This is a genomic window from Pararobbsia silviterrae (assembly GCF_003628125.1).
GTDB lineage: Bacteria > Pseudomonadota > Gammaproteobacteria > Burkholderiales > Burkholderiaceae > Pararobbsia > Pararobbsia silviterrae.
Genome location: NZ_RBZU01000004.1, coordinates 277,432 through 299,105, shown reverse-complemented (window position 1 = coordinate 299,105; position 21,674 = coordinate 277,432). Strand labels below are relative to the sequence as shown.

Annotated in this window: 18 protein-coding genes; 5 read left to right on the top strand and 13 right to left on the bottom strand. The window is 66.5% G+C overall.

Annotation, left to right across the window (positions count from 1 at the left end; all coding sequences use genetic code 11):
- Window positions 1-314: 314 nt before the first annotated feature.
- Together D7S86_RS11785 and D7S86_RS11780 are read right to left on the bottom strand one after the other, a co-directional pair.
- Window positions 315-2,498 (bottom strand): malate synthase G, encoded by a 2,184-nt coding sequence (locus D7S86_RS11785; RefSeq protein ID WP_121086603.1) that lies wholly within the window; start codon window positions 2,496-2,498, stop codon window positions 315-317.
- A gap of 95 nt (window positions 2,499-2,593) precedes the next feature.
- Complete coding sequence (locus D7S86_RS11780) at window positions 2,594-3,001, bottom strand: heme-binding protein (RefSeq protein ID WP_121086601.1); 408 nt, start codon at window positions 2,999-3,001, stop codon at window positions 2,594-2,596.
- 473 nt (window positions 3,002-3,474) lie between these two features.
- Between D7S86_RS11780 and D7S86_RS11775 the strand changes: the two genes are divergently transcribed.
- On the top strand, window positions 3,475-5,619 hold the full coding sequence (locus D7S86_RS11775) for a tetratricopeptide repeat protein (protein ID WP_240648098.1): 2,145 nt from the start codon (window positions 3,475-3,477) through the stop codon (window positions 5,617-5,619).
- Window positions 5,620-5,632: 13 nt separating this feature from the next.
- Here D7S86_RS11775 and D7S86_RS30160 read toward each other — a convergent pair whose 3' ends face one another.
- From D7S86_RS30160 to D7S86_RS11725, 9 genes are all read right to left on the bottom strand, one after another.
- Entirely contained in the window at window positions 5,633-7,825 is a 2,193-nt protein-coding gene (locus D7S86_RS30160; RefSeq protein WP_240648097.1) for an aldehyde dehydrogenase family protein, read from the bottom strand.
- Between the two features lie 24 nt (window positions 7,826-7,849).
- Entirely contained in the window at window positions 7,850-8,488 is a 639-nt protein-coding gene (locus D7S86_RS11760) for a TetR/AcrR family transcriptional regulator (RefSeq protein WP_121086597.1), read from the bottom strand.
- A 100-nt stretch (window positions 8,489-8,588) separates the two neighbouring features.
- Entirely contained in the window at window positions 8,589-9,680 is a 1,092-nt protein-coding gene (gene paaE, locus D7S86_RS11755; protein WP_121086595.1) for a 1,2-phenylacetyl-CoA epoxidase subunit PaaE, read from the bottom strand.
- 21 nt (window positions 9,681-9,701) lie between these two features.
- A complete protein-coding gene (gene paaD, locus D7S86_RS11750) occupies window positions 9,702-10,235 on the bottom strand; it encodes a 1,2-phenylacetyl-CoA epoxidase subunit PaaD (RefSeq protein WP_121086930.1) in 534 nt (177 codons plus the stop codon).
- On the bottom strand, window positions 10,235-11,008 hold the full coding sequence (gene paaC, locus D7S86_RS11745; protein WP_121086928.1) for a 1,2-phenylacetyl-CoA epoxidase subunit PaaC: 774 nt from the start codon (window positions 11,006-11,008) through the stop codon (window positions 10,235-10,237). Before paaC ends, paaD begins: the two co-directional genes overlap by 1 nt.
- An 11-nt stretch (window positions 11,009-11,019) precedes the next feature.
- Window positions 11,020-11,373 (bottom strand): 1,2-phenylacetyl-CoA epoxidase subunit PaaB, encoded by a 354-nt coding sequence (paaB, locus tag D7S86_RS11740; protein WP_121086926.1) that lies wholly within the window; start codon window positions 11,371-11,373, stop codon window positions 11,020-11,022.
- Window positions 11,374-11,422: 49 nt separating this feature from the next.
- Window positions 11,423-12,439: a 1,2-phenylacetyl-CoA epoxidase subunit PaaA gene (gene paaA, locus D7S86_RS11735; RefSeq protein WP_121086593.1), complete on the bottom strand. Its 1,017-nt coding sequence runs from the start codon at window positions 12,437-12,439 to the stop codon at window positions 11,423-11,425.
- Between the two features lie 26 nt (window positions 12,440-12,465).
- Window positions 12,466-13,791: a phenylacetate--CoA ligase PaaK gene (gene paaK / locus D7S86_RS11730; RefSeq protein ID WP_121086591.1), complete on the bottom strand. Its 1,326-nt coding sequence runs from the start codon at window positions 13,789-13,791 to the stop codon at window positions 12,466-12,468.
- Window positions 13,792-13,805: 14 nt separating this feature from the next.
- Entirely contained in the window at window positions 13,806-14,624 is an 819-nt protein-coding gene (locus D7S86_RS11725; RefSeq protein ID WP_240648096.1) for an enoyl-CoA hydratase-related protein, read from the bottom strand.
- Window positions 14,625-14,774: 150 nt separating this feature from the next.
- Here D7S86_RS11725 and D7S86_RS11720 point away from each other — a divergent pair, with 150 nt between their 5' ends.
- Window positions 14,775-15,380, top strand: coding sequence for a phenylacetic acid degradation protein PaaY (locus D7S86_RS11720; protein ID WP_121086589.1), 606 nt, complete (start codon window positions 14,775-14,777; stop codon window positions 15,378-15,380).
- Window positions 15,377-16,174, top strand: a complete 798-nt coding sequence (locus tag D7S86_RS11715) for an enoyl-CoA hydratase-related protein (protein ID WP_121086588.1) — start codon at window positions 15,377-15,379, stop codon at window positions 16,172-16,174. Before D7S86_RS11720 ends, D7S86_RS11715 begins: the two co-directional genes overlap by 4 nt.
- A gap of 70 nt (window positions 16,175-16,244) precedes the next feature.
- Here the strand turns inward: D7S86_RS11715 and D7S86_RS11710 are convergent, their stop codons facing one another.
- Entirely contained in the window at window positions 16,245-16,724 is a 480-nt protein-coding gene (locus D7S86_RS11710; RefSeq protein ID WP_121086924.1) for an Lrp/AsnC family transcriptional regulator, read from the bottom strand.
- A 150-nt stretch (window positions 16,725-16,874) separates the two neighbouring features.
- Between D7S86_RS11710 and D7S86_RS11705 the strand changes: the two genes are divergently transcribed.
- Both D7S86_RS11705 and D7S86_RS11700 read left to right on the top strand, forming a co-directional pair.
- Entirely contained in the window at window positions 16,875-18,959 is a 2,085-nt protein-coding gene (locus D7S86_RS11705) for an alpha-ketoacid dehydrogenase subunit alpha/beta (protein ID WP_121086587.1), read from the top strand.
- Window positions 18,960-18,961: 2 nt separating this feature from the next.
- Window positions 18,962-20,164: a dihydrolipoamide acetyltransferase family protein gene (locus D7S86_RS11700; RefSeq protein ID WP_121086586.1), complete on the top strand. Its 1,203-nt coding sequence runs from the start codon at window positions 18,962-18,964 to the stop codon at window positions 20,162-20,164.
- Between the two features lie 5 nt (window positions 20,165-20,169).
- On the opposite strand, the gene D7S86_RS11695 is transcribed toward D7S86_RS11700, so the two are convergent.
- Window positions 20,170-21,579 (bottom strand): NHL repeat-containing protein, encoded by a 1,410-nt coding sequence (locus D7S86_RS11695; RefSeq protein ID WP_121086584.1) that lies wholly within the window; start codon window positions 21,577-21,579, stop codon window positions 20,170-20,172.
- Window positions 21,580-21,674 lie beyond the last annotated feature (95 nt).

The following is a 21,674-nucleotide window of genomic DNA, read 5'->3' as shown; positions in this document are numbered from 1 at the left end:
AGACGTCTCGTTGATCTCGGGAACTGAGCAATCCGCGATGAAAATTTCAGGCAGCGTAGCACGTTATTTTTGTAACGGTAAGCGGATGAGAAGGCGCAAGCATCCTTTGCATTTCAGTTTGTGCGATATACGGATGGCTCAAGCACCGAAAAAGCGCACCTCTATGGACACCGAAGCGGCGTCCGGCCGGCATCGTATGCCGCGCGCGGCTTATCCGGCAAGGCCTGTGCGCGATACGGCCCAAACAAAACGGGCCGCGCTCATGCGCGGCCCGTTTGGGATACCAAGCTTAGCGGCGTGTGACACGCCGAAAGCTAAGCATGTTGTTTATCTGTCTTGAAGGTCAAACGGAATTTGTGTAGCAGGGGCTCCGTATAGCCGCTCGGCTGGGCACGTCCTTCGAACACGAGCGCGCATGCCGCTTTGTACGCGATCGACGTGTCGAAGTGGCCGGCCATCGGCAAATAATTCGGATCGTCGGCGTTTTGCCGGTCGACGACCGCCGCCATGCGCTCGAACGTCTCGCGGACCTGGGCCTCGGTCACGACGCCATGACGCAACCAGTTCGCGATGTGCTGGCTCGAAATCCGCAGCGTGGCCCGGTCTTCCATCAGGCCGACGTTATGGATGTCGGGCACCTTCGAACATCCGACGCCCTGGTCGATCCAGCGCACGACATAGCCGAGAATGCCCTGCGTGTTGTTTTCGAGTTCCTGGCGAATCTCGTCCGCCCCCCACTTCGGCGCATCGACGACGGGGATCGTGAGCAGATCGACGAGCAGCCCTTCGCGCGTCGCGTTCAGATCGACCTTTTCGAGTTCGCGCTGGACGGCCTCGACATCGACCTCGTGATAATGGAGCGCATGCAACGTCGCGGCGGTCGGCGACGGCACCCAGGCCGTGTTCGCACCGGCCTTCGGATGCGCGATCTTCTGTTCGAGCATCGCGGCCATGAGATCCGGCATCGCCCACATGCCCTTGCCGATCTGCGCGCGGCCGCGCAGGCCCGCGTTCAAACCTTCGAGCACATTGCTGCGCTCGTAGGCCGCGATCCACTTCGACGACTTCATGTCGCCCTTGCGCAGCACAGGACCCGCTTCCATCGCGGTATGCATCTCGTCGCCGGTCCGGTCGAGGAACCCCGTGTTGATGAACGCGACGCGCGCCGACGCCGCCGCGATGGATGCGCCGAGATTCACGCTCGTGCGTCGCTCCTCGTCCATGATGCCCATCTTGAGCGTGTTCGCCGGCAGGCCCAGCAACGCTTCGACGCGGCTGAACAGCGTGTCGGCGAACGCGACCTCGGCGGGACCGTGCATCTTGGGCTTGACGATATAGAACGAGCCCGTGCGCGAGTTCTTGCGATTCGCGAGATCGCGCAGCGACGCGAGACTCGTGACGACCGCATCGAGGATGCCTTCGGGAATCTCGTTGCCGTCCTTGTCGAGCACGGCCGGCGTCGTCATCAGGTGACCGACGTTGCGCACGAACATGAGCGAGCGGCCATGCAGCGTGAGCGTCGAGCCGTCGGGCGCCGTGTAGGCCCGGTCCGGATTCAGGCGACGCGTGAACGTCTTGCCGTTCTTCGTGAGCTGCTCGGTCAGATCGCCGGTCATCAGGCCGAGCCAGTTGCGATAGATCTGCACCTTGTCCTGCGCGTCGACGGCCGCGACGGAATCCTCGCAGTCCATGATCGTCGTGATCGCGGCTTCGACGATGATGTCGTTGATCCCGGCCGCATCGGTCTTGCCGATCGGCGCGTTGCGGTCGATCTGAAGGTCGAGATGGAGGCCGTGGTTCTTGAGCAGGATCGCGCTCGGCGCATCGGCCGCGCCCTGATAGCCGGCGAATTGCGCGGGATTCGCGAGCGTCGTTTCGCCCGCCGCGGTCTTGACGACGAGCTTGCCGTCGCGCACGAGATACGCGGTCGCATCCTTGTGCGAGCCCTTCGAGAGCGCCACCGCGACGTCGAGCAGCAGGCGGCCGCGCGTGACGACGCGCGCGCCGCGCACGGGATTGAACGCACCGGCGCGCTCGGCGCCGTCGGTCTCGGGAATCGCATCGGTGCCGTAGAGCGCGTCATACAGACTGCCCCAGCGCGCATTCGCGGCGTTCAGCGCATAGCGCTGGTTCGAAACCGGCACGACGAGCTGCGGACCCGCCTGCAGGGCGATTTCGGAATCGACGTTCGACGTCGTGGCCTGTGTCGGCGCGGTGCGCGGCAGCAGATAGCCGATGCGTTCGAGGAACGCGCGATAGCCGTCCATATCGGCGATCGGACCGGGGTTCGCGCGATGCCAGGCATCGATCTCGGTCTGCAGGCGATCGCGCTCGGCGAGCAGCGCGCGGTTCTTCGGGGCGAGATCGTGCACGAGCGCGTCGAACCCTTTCCAGAAGGCGGCGGCATCGATGCCCGTCCCGGGCAGCGCCTCCTGTTCGATGAAACGGTTCAGAATCTCGGCGACCTGCAGGCCGTGGTGCTGGATGCGTTCAGACATGTGTTCCTCTGCTTCGGATGGTGAATCTCGTATGTCGCGCGGGCGCGCGGACCGGGGCGCGTGCCGCGCCCGCCCGGTCCGGCGCGGCCGCGCGCCTATGCTTGGGCGGCCGCGACGCCCGCCTTGGCGATCTGCGCGTCTTCAGGCGCCTTGACGCCCGACACGCCGACCGCGCCGACGACCTGCCCGTCGACGACGATCGGCACGCCGCCTTCGAGCGTGCCGCTGAGGACCGGCGCCGACAGGAACGCGGTCCGGCCGCCGTTGATCATGTCTTCGTAGGCTTTCGACTCGCGGCGCCCGAGCGCGGCCGTGCGCGCTTTCTCGACGGCGATATAGGCGCTGATCGGCGCGCTCTGGTCGAGCCGCTCGAGCGCGAGCGGGTGGCCGCCGTCATCGACGATCGCGATCGCGACGGGCCAGCCGTGTTGCGTCGCCTCGGCGCGCGCGGCGGCGAGAATGCGGGAGACTTCGACCGTGGTCAGGACAGCCTTGGTTTGCATGCGTGTTCCGTTCTGCGTGGGGGTGGAAAGGGGGACAAGCGAACCTGCGACGACAAGAGTCTAACCATCGACCGGGGCCGTTTCAAATCAGGCCGCGTCGGTCCGGCCGTCCCCGGCGAGCGCGCGGTGCAACCGGCAAAGGATACTTCAGTCAGAAATCGAATCGGGCCCGCGCCCGACATCCGACCCGAATAGTTGGAGAATCAGACAGTTATCGCGCATCCGGGCGGGCGCGCCCGCGCCGCCCGGCCAGGCCCGCGGCATGCGGCGCGGCGCATCGCGCCGCGTCGTTACCGGATCGCGAACTCGGCTCCCGTATGGCGGGCCGCATCGCCTTGCGCGCCGGCGCTTCGGCCCGCCCCACGCTCAATGACAATGTAAGCAAATGCAGGCATGCTTCGGGCGATACCGCCCGCTTCCGCTGCTTCGGGCGATGCCGCCCGCCGCTTCCACTATTCGCTGCCCGATTTCCCGTGACTGACCTCCCGACGCGTCCCCCGCTTGCCGACAACTGGTTCGCCCAGGCTCAATCCCTCTGTTCGGCCGGCCACTATGCGCCCGCGCTCCATATCGTCGAGCGCGCGATCGACGCGCCCCTCGCGCCGTCCGCGCACGCGCATGCGCACAACATCGCGGGTCTGTGCCTGCTTGCGATGCATCGCACGGACGAGGCCGAGACGCATTGGCGCGCCTGCATCGCGCTCGCCCCCGATTTCGCCGACGCCTATACGAACCTCGGCACCCTGCTGCGCGCGGTCGGACGCGGCGCCGAGATCGAACCGCTCTACCGCGCATGGCACGACGCGCATCCCGACGACGTCGACGCGCGCGCGGCGCTCGCCGGCGTGCTCCGCGAGAACAAGCAGCTCGACGCGGCGCTCGCGCTCTACGAACACGCGCACGCGGCACGGCCCGACGACGCCGAGATCGCGTTCGGCCTCGCGAGGACGCTGCACGACCAGGGCAAGCTCGCCGACGCCGAGCACGCCTATCGGGCCGTGCTCAAGCTGAATCCCGGCCATCGCCGCACGCCGATCCGGCTCGCGAACGTGCTCAAGGACCTCGGCCGGCTGCCCGAAGCGCTGCGCGCCTACCAGCTCGCGCTCAAGCTCGAACCGAACAATGCGGACACGCTGCGCGAGATGGCCGACGCGCTGCGGCTCTCGGGTATGGCGCGCGAAGCCGAGAAGGCCTGCCTGCTCGCGCTGACGATCCGCGCCGAAGATCCGCGCACGCTCAACACGTTCGCCGCCGTGCTGACCGCGCTCAAGCGGCTCGGCGAAGCCGAATCGGCGTGCCGCCGCGCGATCCATCTGCGGCCCGACTACGCCGAAGCCCACTTCAATCTCGGCCTCGTGCTGACCGCGCGGGGCGGGCTCGCCGACGCGGCCGACGCGTACCGCGAAGCGCACCGTTTGCGGCCCGATGTCGCCGAAGTCCAGAACAGCCTCGGGTGCGTGCTGCGCGATCTCGAACGTCTCGATGAAGCCGCCGACGTATTCCGCGACGCGCTGGCAAGGCACCCCGATTTCGAGCGCGCGGCCTATAACCTGGGCAACGTCCTCAAGGCGCTCGGCGATTTCGCGGGCTCGGAAGCCGCGTATCGCCAGGCGATCGGCACGCGCGCGAACTACCCGGAAGCACGCTTCGGCCTCGCCACGCTGCTGCTGAGCCAGGGACGCTTCGACGAGGCGTGGCCGCTCTATGAATCGCGCTACGACCATGCCGAGTTCATTCACCATGCGACGCGCAAGCTGATCCGCTGCGCGCATTGGCAAGGCGAACCGCTGGCGGGCAAGTCCCTGCTGCTCTGGCAGGAAGACGGGCTCGGCGACATGCTTCAGTTCGGCCGTTACTTCCCGATGCTCGAAGCCCTCGGCGCTTCACGCGTCGTGTTCGCATGCATGCCCGCATTGCGACGGCTTGTCGCCGGCGTCGAGGGCATCGATGCCGTCGTCGATCATCAGGAAGCGCTCGCGAACGCGAAGGACTTCGACTACTGGACGAGCCCGCTGAGTCTGCCGCTGCATCTGCGCGCATCGATCGACGACCCGCGCGCGAACGCGTGCTATCTGCATGTCGAACCGGCGCTCGCCGAATCGTGGCGCGCGCGTCTCGCATCGTTGTCGCCGGGTCCGCGCGTGGGCCTCGTCTGGAAGGGCAATCCGCGTCATCACAACGACGCGCACCGCTCGCTGTCGTCGCTCGCGACGCTCGCACCGCTTGCGAACCTGCCGAACCTCCGGTTCGTGAGCCTGCAGAAAGGCACGGGCCAGGAAGAAGCCGTCACGCCGCCGCCCGCCTGGGCCGCGCGCGGCGCGCCGATCGAGGCGCTCGCGGCCGAGATCGGCGACCTGGCCGACACGGCCGCGATCATCGCGACGCTCGATCTCGTGATCAGCGTCGATACGGCGGTCGTGCACCTCGCGGCGTCGCTCGGCAAGCCGTGCTGGGTGCTGCTGCCCGATCACGACGTCGACTGGCGCTGGATGCACGGCCGCGAAGACACGCCTTGGTACCCGGAGACGGTCCGACTGTTTCGCCGGCAGCCCGGCGAGACATGGGACAGCGTCGTCGAGCGCGTACGCGCGGCGTGCGTGGAAACGTTCGCGGCCTGAGATCCGGAACGCGTCAGGCCGCGCCTGTCTCGGCAGGCGCGTGCTTCGCGACGAGCGTCAGGATGTCGTACGAGGCGACGAGCTCGCCGTCCTGGTTCGTGACCTCGACATCCCAGGCGACGACGCCCTGCCCGACGCCGTTCGCATCGCGCTTGGCGCGATCGGTCTTGCGTTTGCACGTCAGACGCGCGCGGATCGTATCGCCGATGCCCACGGGCTTGACGAAGCGCAACGCGTCGAGCCCGTAGTTCGCGAGGACCGGCCCCTCGGCCGGCGACACGAACAGGCCCGCGGCCGCGGACAGCACGAAATAGCCATGCGCGATGCGGCGTCCGAACGCGCTTTGGCGCGCCGCGATCTCGTCGAAATGCATATAGAAGAAGTCGCCCGATAGTCCGCCGAACGCGACGATATCGGCCTCGGTGACCGTGCGCCGATGCGTGAGCAGCGAGTCGCCGACCTGCAAATCCTCGAAGTGTCGCCGAAACGGATGCACTTCCGATTCGCGCACGGCCGCGCCCCGCACATATTCGCGTGTGACTGCCGCGAGCATCGTCGGCGAACCCTGGACCGCCGCGCGCTGCAGATAATGCTTGATCGCCCGGATGCCGCCGAGCTCCTCGCCGCCGCCCGCGCGCCCGGGACCGCCATGCTTGAGCTGCGGCAACGGCGAGCCATGTCCCGTCGATTCGGCGGCCGACTCGCGATCGAGCACGAGCAGACGTCCATGCAGACTCGCGACCTCGGGCACGACGCGCGCGGCGATCGCGGGATCGTGCGTGACGAGCGTGCCGACGAGACTGCCGCGACCGCGTGCGGCCAGCGCGACCGCCTCGTCGATGTCGTCGTACGGCATGACAGTCGACACCGGGCCGAAGGCCTCGACGTCGTGCACGGCCGCGTGGCCGTGCGGATCGCGGCACACGATCAGGGTCGGCGCGACGAAGGCGCCCTGCTCGGTGCGCTCGCCGATGGGCGCCCAAGCCGCGCTCGACGGAATGCCCGATTGACTGCCTGATTGACTGCCTGATTGACTGCCTGATTGACTGCCTGATTGACCGCCTGATTCGAGACCCGCTTCGATCCCCGATTCGACGCGCCCTCCATGCTCTCCCGCGACGACTTCGTTCCCCGCGGCAAGCTCGGCGATCCGCGCGAGCACATCGCGTTTCTGCGCCGCGGACGCGAGCGGCCCCATGCGCACGGATTCGAGCGCCGGGTCGCCCACCGTCGTCTTCGCGAGCCGCGCACGCAATGCGTCAAGCACGGCGTCGAGCTGCGCGCGCGGCACGATCGCGCGCCGGATCGCCGTGCACTTCTGCCCCGCTTTCGTCGTCATTTCACGCGCGAGTTCCTTGACGAACAGATCGAACTCGGGATCGCCGGCGCGTACGTCGGGCGCAAGGATCGCGCAGTTCAGCGAGTCGGCCTCGGCATTGAACGGAATACCGCTGCGCAGCAGGTTCGGATTCGCGCGCAGCTTCGCGGCCGTCTCGGCCGAGCCCGTGAACGTCACGACGTCCGTGCCTTCGAGGCGATCGAGCAGATCGCCCGTTCCGCCGATCACGAGCTGAAGCGCACCGGCGGGCAGCAGGCCCGAGGCATCGATCATGCGCACGAGCCGCTCGGTCAGAAAGCTCGTCGCGGTCGCGGGCTTCGCGATGCAGGGCATGCCGGCGACAAAGGTCGGCGCGAATTTTTCGAGCAAGCCCCAGACAGGAAAATTGAACGCATTGATATGGACGGCGACGCCGCGCCGCGGCACGAGAATATGCGTGCCCGCGAACGTCCCCTGTTTGCCGAGCGGCACGACAGGGCCTTCGTGCACGACGTGTCCCGACGGCAATTCATTGCCGCCGAGACTCGCATAGGCGAACAGCGTGCCGATGCCGCCGTCGATGTCGATCCAGCTGTCGTTGCGTGTCGCACCCGTGAGCGTCGAGATCGCATAGAGCGATTCCTTGCGCTCGAACAGATACTTCGCGAGCGCGCGCAGGATCGCGGCGCGTTGCTGGAAATCGTGCGCGAGCACGGTGCGTAGTCCGGTCCCGCGCGCATAGGCGAGCGCTTCGCCGAAGTCGAGGGCTTCCGCATGCGTCGCACCGATCGCGTCGCCCGTGACCGCGCTATGCAAGGCCTGACCGGCGTGCTGCCCGATCCATCTGCCCGCGATATGACTCTGAAGAATGCCGATGGACGATGTCATCGCGTGCGCCGCTCCGTGTTCATGTCATGTGTCTCCCGTCAGTTCCATCGTGCTGGCAAGCGGCCGCTCGACCTTCACGGCGTCGAGTCCGCCCAGAAACAGATCGGCCACGATCGGCGCCATCGCCGCATGGTCGAGTTCGCCGCCCGGCTTGAGCCAGGTGAACATCCAATTGATCATGCCGAACAGCAGCATCGTCAGCGGCTTCGACAAGCGCGCCGTATCGACCTCGGGACGCAGCGCCGCGACGGTCTGCGCGAGATAGGCGACGACCCGGCGTTCGGCGTCGAGGATCCGGTCGCGATCCTCGCTTTCAAGAAACTTGACGTCTTCGGTCAGCACGCGATGCGCGCTTTGCGCGACCGAGTACTCATCGACGAAGCGCGCGATCAGCGCGCGCAAGCGCGGCTCGGGCGCAAGTCCGAGCGCCGCGACATCGTGCACGACGGCTTCGAGCCGTTCGATATGGCGCTCGCAGATATGCACGAGCAACTGATACTTATCGCGGACATAGTGATAGAGCGCCGGCTTCGAGACGCCGCAGGCTTCGGCGACGTCGTTCATCGAGGTTCCCGGATACCCGCCGCGCGCGAACAGGTTCGCGGCCTGTTCGAGAATCTTGTCGCGCTGGATATCGTAATCGGCGGTCCGCTTGCGGGCCATGGCATCACTCCTTGCAGGGCATCGATCGAGATCCTATTTTGCCATCCGGGCTTCAGAGCCCCGTTCGCGCAACACGATCGCGACGTGTCCGCTGTCCTCGCTATCGCTCGTCGAACGACAACACGACCTCCTCGGTCACCGGATAGGCCTGACACGTGAGCACGAAGCCCGCGTCGAGTTCGTGCTTGTCGAGCGCGAAATTGCGATCCATGCGGACTTCGCCGCGCAGCAGCTTCGCGCGGCACGTGCAGCAGACGCCCGATTTACATGAGAACGGCATATCGAGACCCGCGCCGCTCGCGGCGTCGAGAATGCTCGTATCGGTCTTGTCGAAGCGGATCTCGCGATGCATGCCGTCGCGCACGATCGTGATGCGCGCGACGGGCGCGACGTCCGCGCGCACGGGCTCCGCGCGCGCGCCCGCGACCGGCGGCGGCGCGCCGAAGCGTTCGATATGGATTCGTTCGGACGCGAGCCCCGCATCGAGCAAGGCCATCTCGGCCTCGTCGTTGACTTGATGCGGTCCGCAGATAAATGCGTGATCGATTGCCTCGACGCCGACAAGCGTCTGCAAGACGCGCGCGATCTTTTCGCGATCGAGCCGGCCGCTGCTCAACGGCGTATCCGTCTGCTCGCGCGAGAACACGTGGTGGAGCACGACGCGCGTCATATAGCGGTTCTTGAGGTCCTCGATCTCTTCCTTGAACATCGCCGTGCTTTGCATGCGGTTGCCGTAGATCAGCGTGCAGCGGCATGCGGGTTCGCGCGCGAGCACCGTCTTCATGATCGACAGAATCGGCGTGATGCCGCTGCCCGCCGCGATGAACAGAAACGCGCGTCCGCGATGCAGATCGTCGCCGGACGCCGGCGCGCTCACATGAAACGTGCCCTGCGGCGGCATCACGTCGATATCGTCGCCGACGCGCAGCGCGTCGTTGACCCACGTCGAGAACGCGCCGCCCGCAACCTTGCGTACGGCGACGCTCAACGCGCGATCGTCGACGCCCGAGCAAATCGAATACGAGCGCCGCAAGTCCGCGCCGTCGACCTGCTGGCGCAGCGTCAGGTACTGCCCCGCCGAAAAGCGGAACGTCTCGGCAAGCGCATCGGGCAGGTCGAACGTCACGACGACGGCATCGTCGGTATCGGGCCGCACATCGCGCACGCGCAACGCATAGAAATGGGTGTTCATGACAGGCTCGGCGCGCCGGATTCAGATCGGCTTGAAATAGTCGAAGGGTTCGCCGCACGCGCGGCAGCGATAGAGCGACTTGCACGCGGTCGATCCGAACGCCGACAACCGCTCGGTCTGCGCGCTGCCGCATTGCGGGCACGGGACGGACGCATCGGCGCGGCGGTCGAAGAAGCGGATCGGACGTTCGTGGCGCGCGGCTTCGTCGGCGGCGCGCCGCACGGGCGGCGCGATACCGTATGCATGCAGCTTGCGGCGGCCTTCGTCGGTGATCCAGTCGGTCGTCCAGGCCGGCGCGAGCCGATAGCGGACGGTCACGTTCGAATAGCCCGCGTCCGCGAACGCTTCGCGCACCGCGGCTTCGATCGCCTCCGTCGCGGGACATCCCGAATACGTCGGCGTCAGCACGATGTCGACATGATCGTGCGTGCACTGCAGATCGCGCACGATGCCGAGTTCGCGAATCGACACGACCGGTATCTCGGGATCGAGTACGGTGTCGATGATCCGCGCGACCTGCGCGGGATCGATGCATCCCTCGTTGCGAATCGTCATCACCATGCGCCTCCCGGATACGCGCGCTGCAGGTGCTGAAGCTCCGCGAGGATGTAGCCCATATGCTCGCTGTGACGGCCGAATTTTCCCGCGCTTTCGAAGCGCGTCGTCGGCGGCGGTTCGAGTCCCGCCGCGGCAAGCGTCTGAACCACCTCGGTGTGCCACGCATCGTGCAGATCGGCCCAGCGCGGACCGAAACCGGTCGCGTGCGCGTGATCGTCGACGGGATCCGCGACGAACGCCTCGCGCAAATACGGCCATAGCGCATTCAGCGCGTCGTGCGCGCGGCGCGCCGATTCGGGCGTGCCGCGGCCGAGCCGCACGACCCATTCGCCCGCGTGCTGCGCGTGATAGCGGACCTCCTTGATCGCCTTGCCCGCGATGGCGGCCAGCGCCTCGTCGCGCGACGATTCGAGCGCGCGCCAGACATGCCGAAGCAGACTCGCCAGCAAATACGCGCGGATCATCGCAACCGCAAAATCGCCGCGCGGCAACTCGACGAGCGTGAGGTTCACGTAATCGCGTTCCTCGCGCAGATAGGCGAGCTGGTCTTCGTCGTGACCCGCGCCTTCGCGCTGCCCCGCGAGCGTGAGCAACGCGCGCGCCTGGCCGATATAGTCGAGCGCGATATTCGTCATCGCGATGTCTTCCTCGAGGATCGGCGCATGACCGCACCACTCGGCAAGCCGCTGCGCATGGATCAGACACGTGTCGCCGAGCCGCAGCAGATACTGGACCGACGGATCGCGGGTGACCTGGATCGAAGCATTCATCGTCGCGTCGCTCACATATGGTTGACGGAATCCGGCAACGTATAGAACGTCGGGTGCCGGTAGATCTTGTCGTCGGCCGGATCGAACAGCATGTCCTTGTCGCGCGGATCGGAAGCGACAATCTGGTCCGAGCGCACGACCCAGACGCTCGTCCCTTCCTGACGCCGCGTATAGACGTCGCGCGCGAGCTGCAGCGCCATCGCGCCGTCGGCCGCATGCAGGCTGCCGCAGTGCTTGTGATCGAGTCCCGCCTTGTTGCGGACGAAGACTTCCCAGAGCGGCCATTGCGCGCGCGGGATCGACGCGGCGTCCGGAGCCGCGGCCGGTTCCGCGTGTTCGAGGTGTGGCGTGGCGTGCGTTTCCATGAGCTTGCGTTCCTGCATCGAGCGAAGAGATCGGGGGGGCGCTGCGCGTTCAGGCCGCCTGCGCGGCTTCATGCGCCGCATCCTGCCGGCGTGCGTACGCGAGCGCGGCGTCGCGGACCCAGGCGCCGTCCTCCCACGCTTGAACGCGCGCGCGAAGGCGCTCGCGGTTGCATGGACCGTCGCCGCCTACGACACGCCAGAACTCGCTCCAGTCGATCGCGCCGAAATCGTGATGTCCGCGCGCCGCGTTCCAGCGCAACGCCGGGTCGGGCAACGCGACGCCAAGCACGTTCGCCTGCTCGACCGCCGCGTCGACGAACTTCTGGCGAAGCTCGTCATTCGAGTTGCGCTTGATGCCCCAGCGCATCGACTGCGCCGAGTTCGGCGACTGATCGTCGGGCGGCCCGAACATCATCAGCGAGGGCCACCACCAGCGATCGACCGCGTCCTGCACCATCGCGCGTTGCGCGGGCGTACCGTCGGTCATCATCGTCAGCAGCGACTCGAAGCCCTGGCGCTGATGGAATGATTCCTCGCGGCAGACGCGGATCATCGCGCGCGCATACGGCGCATACGAGCACCGGCAAATGGGCACTTGATTCATGATCGCCGCGCCGTCGACAAGCCAGCCGATCACGCCGACATCGGCCCAGCTCAGCGTCGGGTAATTGAAGATCGAGCTGTATTTCGCGGCGCCCGTATGCAAGGCGTCGAGCATCGCGTCGCGCGAGACGCCGAGCGTCTCGGCGGCCGAGTACAGATAGAGGCCGTGCCCCGCTTCGTCCTGCACCTTCGCGAGCAGGATCGCCTTGCGCTTGAGCGTCGGCGCGCGCGTGATCCAGTTGCCTTCGGGCAGCATGCCGACGATCTCCGAATGCGCGTGCTGGCTGATCTGACGCACGAGCGTCTTGCGGTAATGCGCGGGCATCCAGTCCTTGGGCTCGATATATTCGCCCGCGTCGATACGCGCGTCGAAGCGCGCCATGCGTTCGGCGTCTTCCGCGCTGATGACGGGCGCCTTGCCTGCCGCGTCCTTGCCCATCGTGTCCATCGCTTGCGTGTACATGATCGGATTGACCTGGTGATATGCAATTAACTCGGTTGCAGATTGCGTTGATCGATCACGCGGCGCGCCTTGCCGGTCGCCGTGCGCTCGATCGAATCGGGCGGCAGTACGCAGACGCGCGTCGTGATGCCGACGAGCGTCTTGATCCGGCTGCGCAGCCAGTCGGCGATCTCGCGCGTTTCCGCTTCGGGCACGGGATCGGACGTGTGATGCAGTTCGCAGCGCACTTCGATCTGATCGAGCAATCCGTCGCGTGTGACGACGAGCTGGTATTGCCCGCACAGACGCGCGTGCTGCATGACGATTTCCTCGATCTGCGTCGGAAAGACATTGACGCCGCGAATGATCAGCATGTCGTCGGAACGGCCGACGATCTTGCCGATCCGGCGAAACGCGCGCGAGGTCGGCGCGAGCAGCCGCGTGAGGTCGCGCGTCCGATAGCGCACGATCGGCATGGCTTCCTTCGTCAGCGACGTGAAGACGAGTTCGCCGTCCGCGCCGTCGGGCAGGACCTCGCCCGTGACAGGGTCGATGATCTCCGGATAGAAATGGTCTTCCCAGATCGTCGGACCGTCTTTCGATTCGATGCACTCGCTCGCGACACCGGGCCCCATGAGTTCGGACAGGCCATAGATATCGACCGCGTCGATGCCGGCCTTGACCTCGATATCGCGCCGCATCGCCTCGGTCCACGGCTCGGCGCCGAAAATGCCGACCTTCAGCGACGTCTGCGACGGATCGAGCCCGAGCTTGTAGAACGCTTCGATGACGACCTGCATATACGACGGCGTGATCATGATGATGTCGGGCCGCAGATCGACGATCATCTGGACCTGCTTCTCGGTCTGGCCGCCGGACATCGGCACGACCGTGCACCCCGCGCGCTCCGCGCCGTAATGCGCACCGAGTCCGCCCGTAAAGAGCCCATAGCCGTACGCGACATGCACCATGTCGCCGGGCCGTCCGCCCGCGGCGCGAATCGACCGCGCGACGAGATTCGCCCAGACCTCGATGTCGTGCTTCGTATAGCCGACGACGGTCGGCTTGCCCGTCGTACCCGACGATGCATGCACACGCGCGAGTTGTTCGCGCGGCACGGCGAACAGCCCGAACGGGTAGTGTTCGCGCAGATCGCGCTTCGACGTGAACGGAAATTTCGCGAGATCGCCGAGCGTCTTGAGGTCCGACGGATGCACGCCGTGCGCATCGAACGTCGCGCGATAGTGCGCGACGTTGTCATAGGCGCGCGTCAACGTGGCTCTGAGGCGTTCGAGCTGGAGCGACTGCAGGGCGTCGCGGCTCGCGCGCTCGATCGGTTCGAGATCCGCGGCAGCGGGGACACGTACGGGCATGAACCTCTCCTCGTCTAGCGGTCGGTGAAGATGGGCGCACGCTTGCGTCTGAACGCATCGACGCCTTCGAGATAGTCGTGCGCATGACCGAGCGCGCGCTGCAGCGCCGCCTCGCGCATGAGCGCCGCGTCGAGCGTGAGATGCGCGGCGTCATCGATCGCGCCGCGCATCGCGACGAGCGCGCGAACCGGCATCGCCGCGAGGCGCTGCGCGAGCGTTTCGGCCTCGCGCGCGAGCGCCGCGTCGGGCACGCATTTCCAGATCAGGCCGATCGATTCGGCTTCGCGCGCGCCAAGCTTCTCGGCCAGCATCGCGAGCCCGAACGCGCGGGCCCGGCCGACGAGCCGCGGAAGGAGCCACGTGCCGCCCGAGTCGGGCACCAGGCCGATCTTCGAGAACGCCTGGATAAAGCTCGCGGACTCGGCGGCGAGCACGATATCGGCGGCCAGCGCGAGGTTCGCGCCGGCCCCGGCGGCGACGCCGTTGACGGCCGCGACGACGGGCACGGGCATGCTGCGCAGGCGCAGCACGAGCGGCCGATAGCTGTCTTCGATGACACGCCCGAGATCGGCGTGCGCCACGTTCGCGCCGTCGGCCGGCGCGACGGCCGGATCGGCGAGATCCTGACCCGCGCAGAACGCGCGGCCCGCGCCCGTGATCACGAGCGCGCGGACCGCCGGGTCGGCGGCGGCCTGTTCGAGCGCATCGAGCCACGCCGCAAGCATCTCGCGCGTCAGGCTGTTCAGCGCAGCCGGACGATTCAGCGTGATCGTGCGGACCGCGCCTTGCTGCGCGACGCGGATCGAGGCGCTTGCGATCTCGGCATCAGACATCGGTGTCTCCTCCATGGCGTTCCCGGATGGGATGCGGATCGGATTAATTCATTGACCGACCGGTCGGGTTAATTTATGTTAGCGGACAGGCGACATAAGTCAAAGCATTTTTTTCGGGACCGGTCGCCGGCCCGAATCGAGGAGCGCCGCATGCCCTGTTATGCCATCGATGGCGTGATCCCGGTCGTCGATCCGACCGCGTTCGTCCACCCGAGCGCCGTCCTGATCGGCGATGTCCGGATCGGCCCCGCGTGTTATGTCGGACCGCACGCGAGCCTGCGCGGCGACTTCGGGACGATCGTTCTCGAACGCGGTGCGAACGTGCAGGACAACTGCGTCATGCATGGGTTTCCGGGGCGTCCGACGGTCGTCGAGGAGAACGGGCATATCGGCCACGGCGCGATTCTGCATAGCTGCGTGGTCCGGCGCGACGCGCTCGTCGGCATGAACGCCGTGGTCATGGACGACGCCGAAATCGGCGCCGAGGCGATCGTCGCGGCCATGAGTTTCGTGCGTGCGGGCATGCGCGTCGCGCCCCGCACGCTTGTCGCGGGGACCCCGGCCAAGCTGCTGCGGACCGTGACCGACGACGAGCTCGCCTGGAAAAAAGAAGGCACCGAGGCCTATCATGATCTCGCGCGCCGCTGTCTCGCGACGCATGTCGAGACGCAGCCGCTGACCGAAGTCGAACCCGACCGCCCCGCGCTGCGCGCGCCCGGCGTCCTCCCCCTCGTTGCGACAAGGAAAACTTCGTGAGCGACACAGCCCTCGATGTGCAGGTCGACGCGCGCGGCGTCGCGTTCGTCACGCTCGATCGTCCCGATGTGCTCAATGCCTTCGACGAAGCGCTGATCGCGGAGATTTCGCGCGCGTTTCTGATTCTCGAAGCACGCGCGGAGGTCCGCGCGATCGTGCTCGGCGCGCGCGGGCGCGTGTTCTGCGCGGGCGCGGATATCGCGTGGATGCGGCGCGCCGCGGCGAACAGCCGCGAAGACAATCTCGTCGACGCGCGGCGCTTCGCGGGCATGATGCACGCGATTCACTCGAGCACGAAACCCGTGGTCGCGCGCGTGCAGGGCGGCGCGTACGGCGGCGGCGTGGGTCTTGTCTGCGCAGCGGATATCGTGATTGCGGCCGATCACGCGACGTTTTCGGTCAGCGAGGCCAAGCTCGGCATCCTGCCCGCGGTCATCGGCCCCTATCTGACCGACGCGGTCGGGCTGCGGCAAGCACGCCGGCTCGCGCTGAGCGCGGCATCGATCACGGCCGCTGAGGCGCTCGCGATCGGCCTCGTCCACGAAGTCGTGCCCGAGCCGCAACTCGATGCGGCCATCGAAAAGACGCTCGGCGATTTATTGCGCTGCGGGCCTCAGGCACAAGCCGAAATCAAGAAGCTCTTCGGCACGTTCGGCGTGGGACCGATTAGCGAGGACGTGCGTGAACGCACGGCGCGCACGATCGCGAATGTCCGCGCCGGCACCGAAGCCAAGGAAGGATTCAGCGCGTTCGTCGACAAGCGCAAACCCGCGTGGACCGTGAGCGGAGAGTAGATGTCGAGTCGACGTTGGAAGGATGCGTCCGAAACCCGCGCCCGCATGGTCGGGATGCGGGGCCGACGCATCACAAATGATCGAGCGGCAGCGGCGCCAAGCCCTTGATCTCGCGAATCACGACGCTCGAACGGATCCCGCTGACGCCGGGCAGCTTGAAGATCACGTTGTGCAGAAACGCATCGTAGCGCTCGATATCGGGCGTCACGACGCGCAACAGATAGTCGGCCTGCCCGGTCGTGCTCCAGCACTCGACGATCGCGGGACACGCGGCGACCGCGCGCTCGAACTCCTCGACGACGTTCTCGACGTGACGCGCGAGATTGACTTCGGCGAGCACGCAATTGCCGAGCCCCACGCGCGCGCGGTCGAGCAGCGCCGCATAGCGCTTGATGATCCCTTGCTTTTCGAGTTCCTTGACGCGCTTCCAGGTCGGCGTCGCGGAGAGGCCGATGCGCTCCGCGAGTTCCTGCACGGTCAGCCGCCCGTCGCTCTGGAGATGGCCGAGAATCTTGACGGAATGCGCGTCCAGCGAGTCGGGATCGAACATAAACACGTCCATTGAGAAGGATCTTTTTTATTAGTAGCGAAAACCGATTCCTTTGAAAAGCCTTTTTTTAGGGCACGCGCCTAGCATCGATCCTATCGGCGTCCGCGCACGCGGGGCCGCACAACAACGATGCGAGACACCGAGGCCATCATGTTTGAAGCGCCTGTACGCGAAACGCCCCCTCCTCCCGATGCCCTGCGCGCCGATGTCGATTGGGCGCGCGTCGTCTACCTCATGCATGTGTCGCGCGCGCTCGACGAAATCGAAGAAACGACGCTCGTCCCCGACAAAAAGGTCCTTTACCAATTCTCGGCGCGCGGCCACGATCTTGCGCAGATCCTGCTGGGCTTGCGGCTCGACGATCCGCGCGACGCCGTCTGCGGTTACTACCGTTCGCGACCGCTGCTGCTTGCGCTGGGCCTCGATCCGGCCGATGCGCTCGGATCGTCGATGGGTCGCGCGGGCGGCTATTCCGACGGCCGCGATATCGGCGTCGTGTTCAACTATCCGAATTCCGCCGGGGCCACCGCATTGCCGATGTGCGGCGGCGTCGGCACGCAATACACGCCCGCGGCCGGATGGGCGCAGGCGCTCGTCTATCGCGCGCATGAACTCGGCGACACGCGTTGCCGCAATGCGATCAGCGTCGTGCTCGGCGGCGACGCGTCGGTCGCGACAAACGGCTTCTGGTCGGCGCTCACAATCGCGACGACGCAGCGCCTTCCCCTGCTTTTCTATATCGAGGACAACGGATACGGCATCTCGGTGCCAGGCGCGTTTCAAACGCCGGGCGCGAATATCGCCAGCAATCTCGCGAGCTTCGCGGATCTGCATATCCTCTCGGGCGACGGCACCGACCCCGCCGAAGCCGCCACGCTCATCGACGACGCGGTGCGCTTCGTGCGCACGCAACGCCGGCCCGCGCTGCTTCGATTGACGGTGCCGCGCCTCGAAGGCCATAGCTTCCAGGACACGCAGGGATACAAACCCGCCTCCGTCATCGAGGCCGAGCGACGGCGCGATCCGCTGCCGAAATTGCATGCGTATCGAGTTCCGATACAGTTCGGCGAAGCGCAATGGAACGCGATTGCGGCGCGTGCGCATGAGGCCGTCGAGATCGGCTTGCGCGAAGCCGAGGCGCGCCCGACAAGCGACCCCGCGCGCGTCGCCACGCACGTCTTTCACGACGGTCCGCTGCAACAACGCGGCGGACAATGGGCCGAAGGTTATCGCGCGCCGGCGGCCGTATCCGACGCGCACGCCGAAGGTCCGCGCATCAATATGGCCACGGCGATCCGCCGCACGCTCGACCATGAACTCGCGATCAATGACCGCGTGCTCGTATTCGGTGAAGACGTGGGCCCCAAAGGCGGCGTGCACGGCGTCACGCTCGGACTGCAGGACAAATACGGCGCAGAACGCGTGTTCGACACAAGCCTGTCGGAAGAAGGCATCATCGGCCGCGCGGTCGGCATGGCGCTCGCGGGTCTGATGCCCGTTCCCGAAATCCAGTTTCGCAAGTATGCGGACCCCGCGACCGAGCAGATCAACGATTGCGGCACGATACGCTGGCGCACGAATAATCGCTTCGCCGCACCGATGGTCGTGCGGATTCCAGGCGGCTTTTTCAAATGCGGCGACCCATGGCATAGCCAGACCAATGAAGTGCAATTCGTCCACGCACCCGGGTGGCGCGTCGCCGTGCCGTCGAATGCCGAGGATGCGGTCGGCTTGCTGCGCACGGCGCTGCGCGGCAACGATCCCGTCATCTTCTTCGAGCATCGCGCGATGCTCGATGCGGCCTGGGCGCGTCGCCCGTATCCGGGCGACGCTTACGTGCTGCCGTTCGGCAAGGCGCGCACCGTGCGCGAAGGCCGCGATCTCACGATCGTCACATGGGGCGCGATGGTCTCGCGATGCGAAGCGGCCGCGCAAGACCGCGACGTCGAACTCATCGATTTGCGCACGCTGATGCCCTGGGATCGGGACGCGGTGCTTGCATCGGTCACACGCACGCATCGCTGCCTGATCGTCCACGAAGATCTCGGCACGGCGGGATTCGGCGCGGAAATCGCCGCCGTCGTCGCCGACGCCGCCTTCATGGAACTCGACGCGCCGGTCAGCCGCCTCACGATGCCCGATATCCCGAGCCCGCATCATCCGCGCTTGCTCGACGCCGCATTGCCCTCGGTCGAGCGGATCCGCGCGAAGATCGACGATCTGATCGGATTCTGATCATGGACACGCATGAGGCAGGGCCGCGCGAACCGATTCTCGCGCCCGTCGATCAGGACGGCACGCAAGCCGTGGTGCGCGCGTGGCTCAAACCGAGCGGAGCGATCGTCGCCAAGAACGAGCCGATCGTCGAACTCGAAACCGACAAGGTGCTCGTCGAAGTCTGCGCACCGTGCGACGGGACGCTCGACATCGTCGTCGCCGAACACGCGGAGGTCACGCCGGGCAGCGTACTGGATCATGTCCTGATCACGGCGATCGAGCCTGCCGCCGCACACACTGCGCCGATCGATGCGTCCGATCGCTTGTCGCCGTCGGTCCGCAAGCTCGTTGCCGAACATGCGATCGATCCGCATGCGATTGCGGGCTCGGGTCGCGGCGGACGGGTCACGCGCGCCGATGTGATCCACGCGCTCGATCGACGCGCGTCGAGACAAGGCGAAGATGATACGGCGCTCGATGTCTCTCACGATATCGCGCACGACGCGTCAGCCGATGCGCGCGAAGCGTCGACGCGCGTGCCGCATACGCCGATGCGCCGCCGCATTGCCGAGCATATGCAGCAGTCCGTGCGCGCGGCGCCGCATGTCACGGCCGTTTTCGAGGCGGACTTCAGCGCGGTCGCCGCGCATCGTTACGCGCACCGCGACGCGTTCGCGGCCCAGGGCGTTCCCTTGACGTACACGGCCTATCTGATCGCGGCGAGCGTCGAAGCGATGCGTGCGGTGCCCGAGATCAACAGCCGCTGGCATGACGATGCCGTCGAGATCTTCCGCGACATCCATATCGGCGTCGGCACGTCGCTCGGCGACGCGGGACTCATCGTGCCGGTCATCCGCGGCGCACACGCGCTCTCGCTATTCGGTATCGCCGCGCAACTCGATCGCCTGACCGAAGCCGCGCGTTCGGGCACGCTCGAACCGGCCGACGTGCGCGGCGGGACATTTACGATTTCGAATCACGGCATCTCGGGCGCGCTGTTCGCGACGCCGATCATCCTCCATCAGCCGCAATGCGCGATTCTCGGTGTCGGCGCAATCGAGAAGCGCGTCGTCGTGCGCGAGGTCAACGGACACGATGCGCTGCAGATCCTGCCATGCGCCTACGTGTCGCTGACGATCGACCACCGCGCGCTCGACGGCGAGCGAACCAATGCGTGGCTCAGGCGCTTCGTCCACGTCATCGAACGCTGGTCGCCCGACTGACTCCGTCAGAAAAGCAGAATGCCGATGGGATAGGCAAACGTCGAGATGGCCGAACTCGCGTTCGCGCAATGCGAGAGCGTGCCGTTCGATGCCACGCTGCAGCGATAGATGGCGTTGTCATACGGCGTCGGCACATAGGCATCGTTGCCGATGAACGTCACGCCGAAGCCGCTGGTGAAACCGCGCGCGCCCGAATCGGCGCAACCGGAAAGCAGCCCGTTGCTGCCGAACGTGCATTGCAGCACCGCGGTGACGACCTGCGAGTTCGTCACATAGAGCGTCGATCCGAGGACCGTGAGTCCCACCGGTTCGTTGGTCAGGCCCGATGTATCGGCCGTCGTGCAGTTCGTCGGATTGCCCGACGCATCGAGCGTGCATTCGGTGATCGCATTGTTGCCGACGTTCGCGACGAGCAAGGTCGAACCATACACCGCGATCGCGTGTGGATTGTCGGTGCCCGCGAGCGTCGTCGTCGAGCACGCGGACAGCGTACCGCTCGTGCCGACCGCGCACTTGCTGATCGAGCCGGTGCTGTTGACGACATAGGCATTCGAGCCGCTGAACGCGATACCTTCCGGCCCCGTCAGTCCTCCCGAGAACGACGCGCAATTCGTGAGTCCCGTCGGCGCGAGGCCGCAGATCCAGACGACGCTCGTATCGGCGATATAGACGTTCGAGCCGTGCAGCGTGATCTGCTCGGCCTGCGACAACAGCGGCGCGGCGACGGACGAACACGACGTGATGTCGCCCGAACTCGCGACTGCGCACCGGCTCATCGTCGAGTGCTGATTGTTGATGACATAGGCATTGTGCGAGATCGGCAGGTACGCGATCGTCGCGTAGCCGAGCTCGACCTGCGCGGCGTCGTTCGTATAGCTGTACGCCAGCGTGAATTGCCCGGCCGGCGCGGCGACCGTCGGCGCATAGTCGAGCATCAGCGAACACGTGGTGCCCGTATTGACGCGTGCGCACGGCATGGTCGAACTCGCGTACGACCAGCCGGCCGGCAACGACGCGGCTTTCGTGATCAGGTTCAACTCGGTCGCGGTGCTGCCGTCGTTCGTCGCGAACGTGACGCTCACGTGCGCGGTCGCATGCAGATCGGCCTCGATCGTCCCGCTCGGACTCACGATCGCGACGACCGTGTCGGCACCGCCCGTCGACGAGACGGCGTCGATGGGCGCCGCGGCGTGCGCAACCGTCTCTTGCGCGCTTGCCGCATGGGCGGAGGCGACGGTGACCGCGGTGCCGCCCGTGCCGGCGGATCCGCTCGTGCTGCCGCTGCCTGTCGCGCCCACGCCGCTCGCCGCGACGACCGTCGTCGCACCTTGATCCGAAGACGACCCGCCGCATCCGGCCACACCGAAAACGACACACATCGAGATCAACCCACTCGCGATGTCCGATATCCGCATGGGCACTCACCGTTCGAAACCCTGACTGTGCTTGGCGTTATATCGCCAAAGCGCGCCGGCGATCGGACGAGACCTAGTCGAAAAAAGCCAGGGAC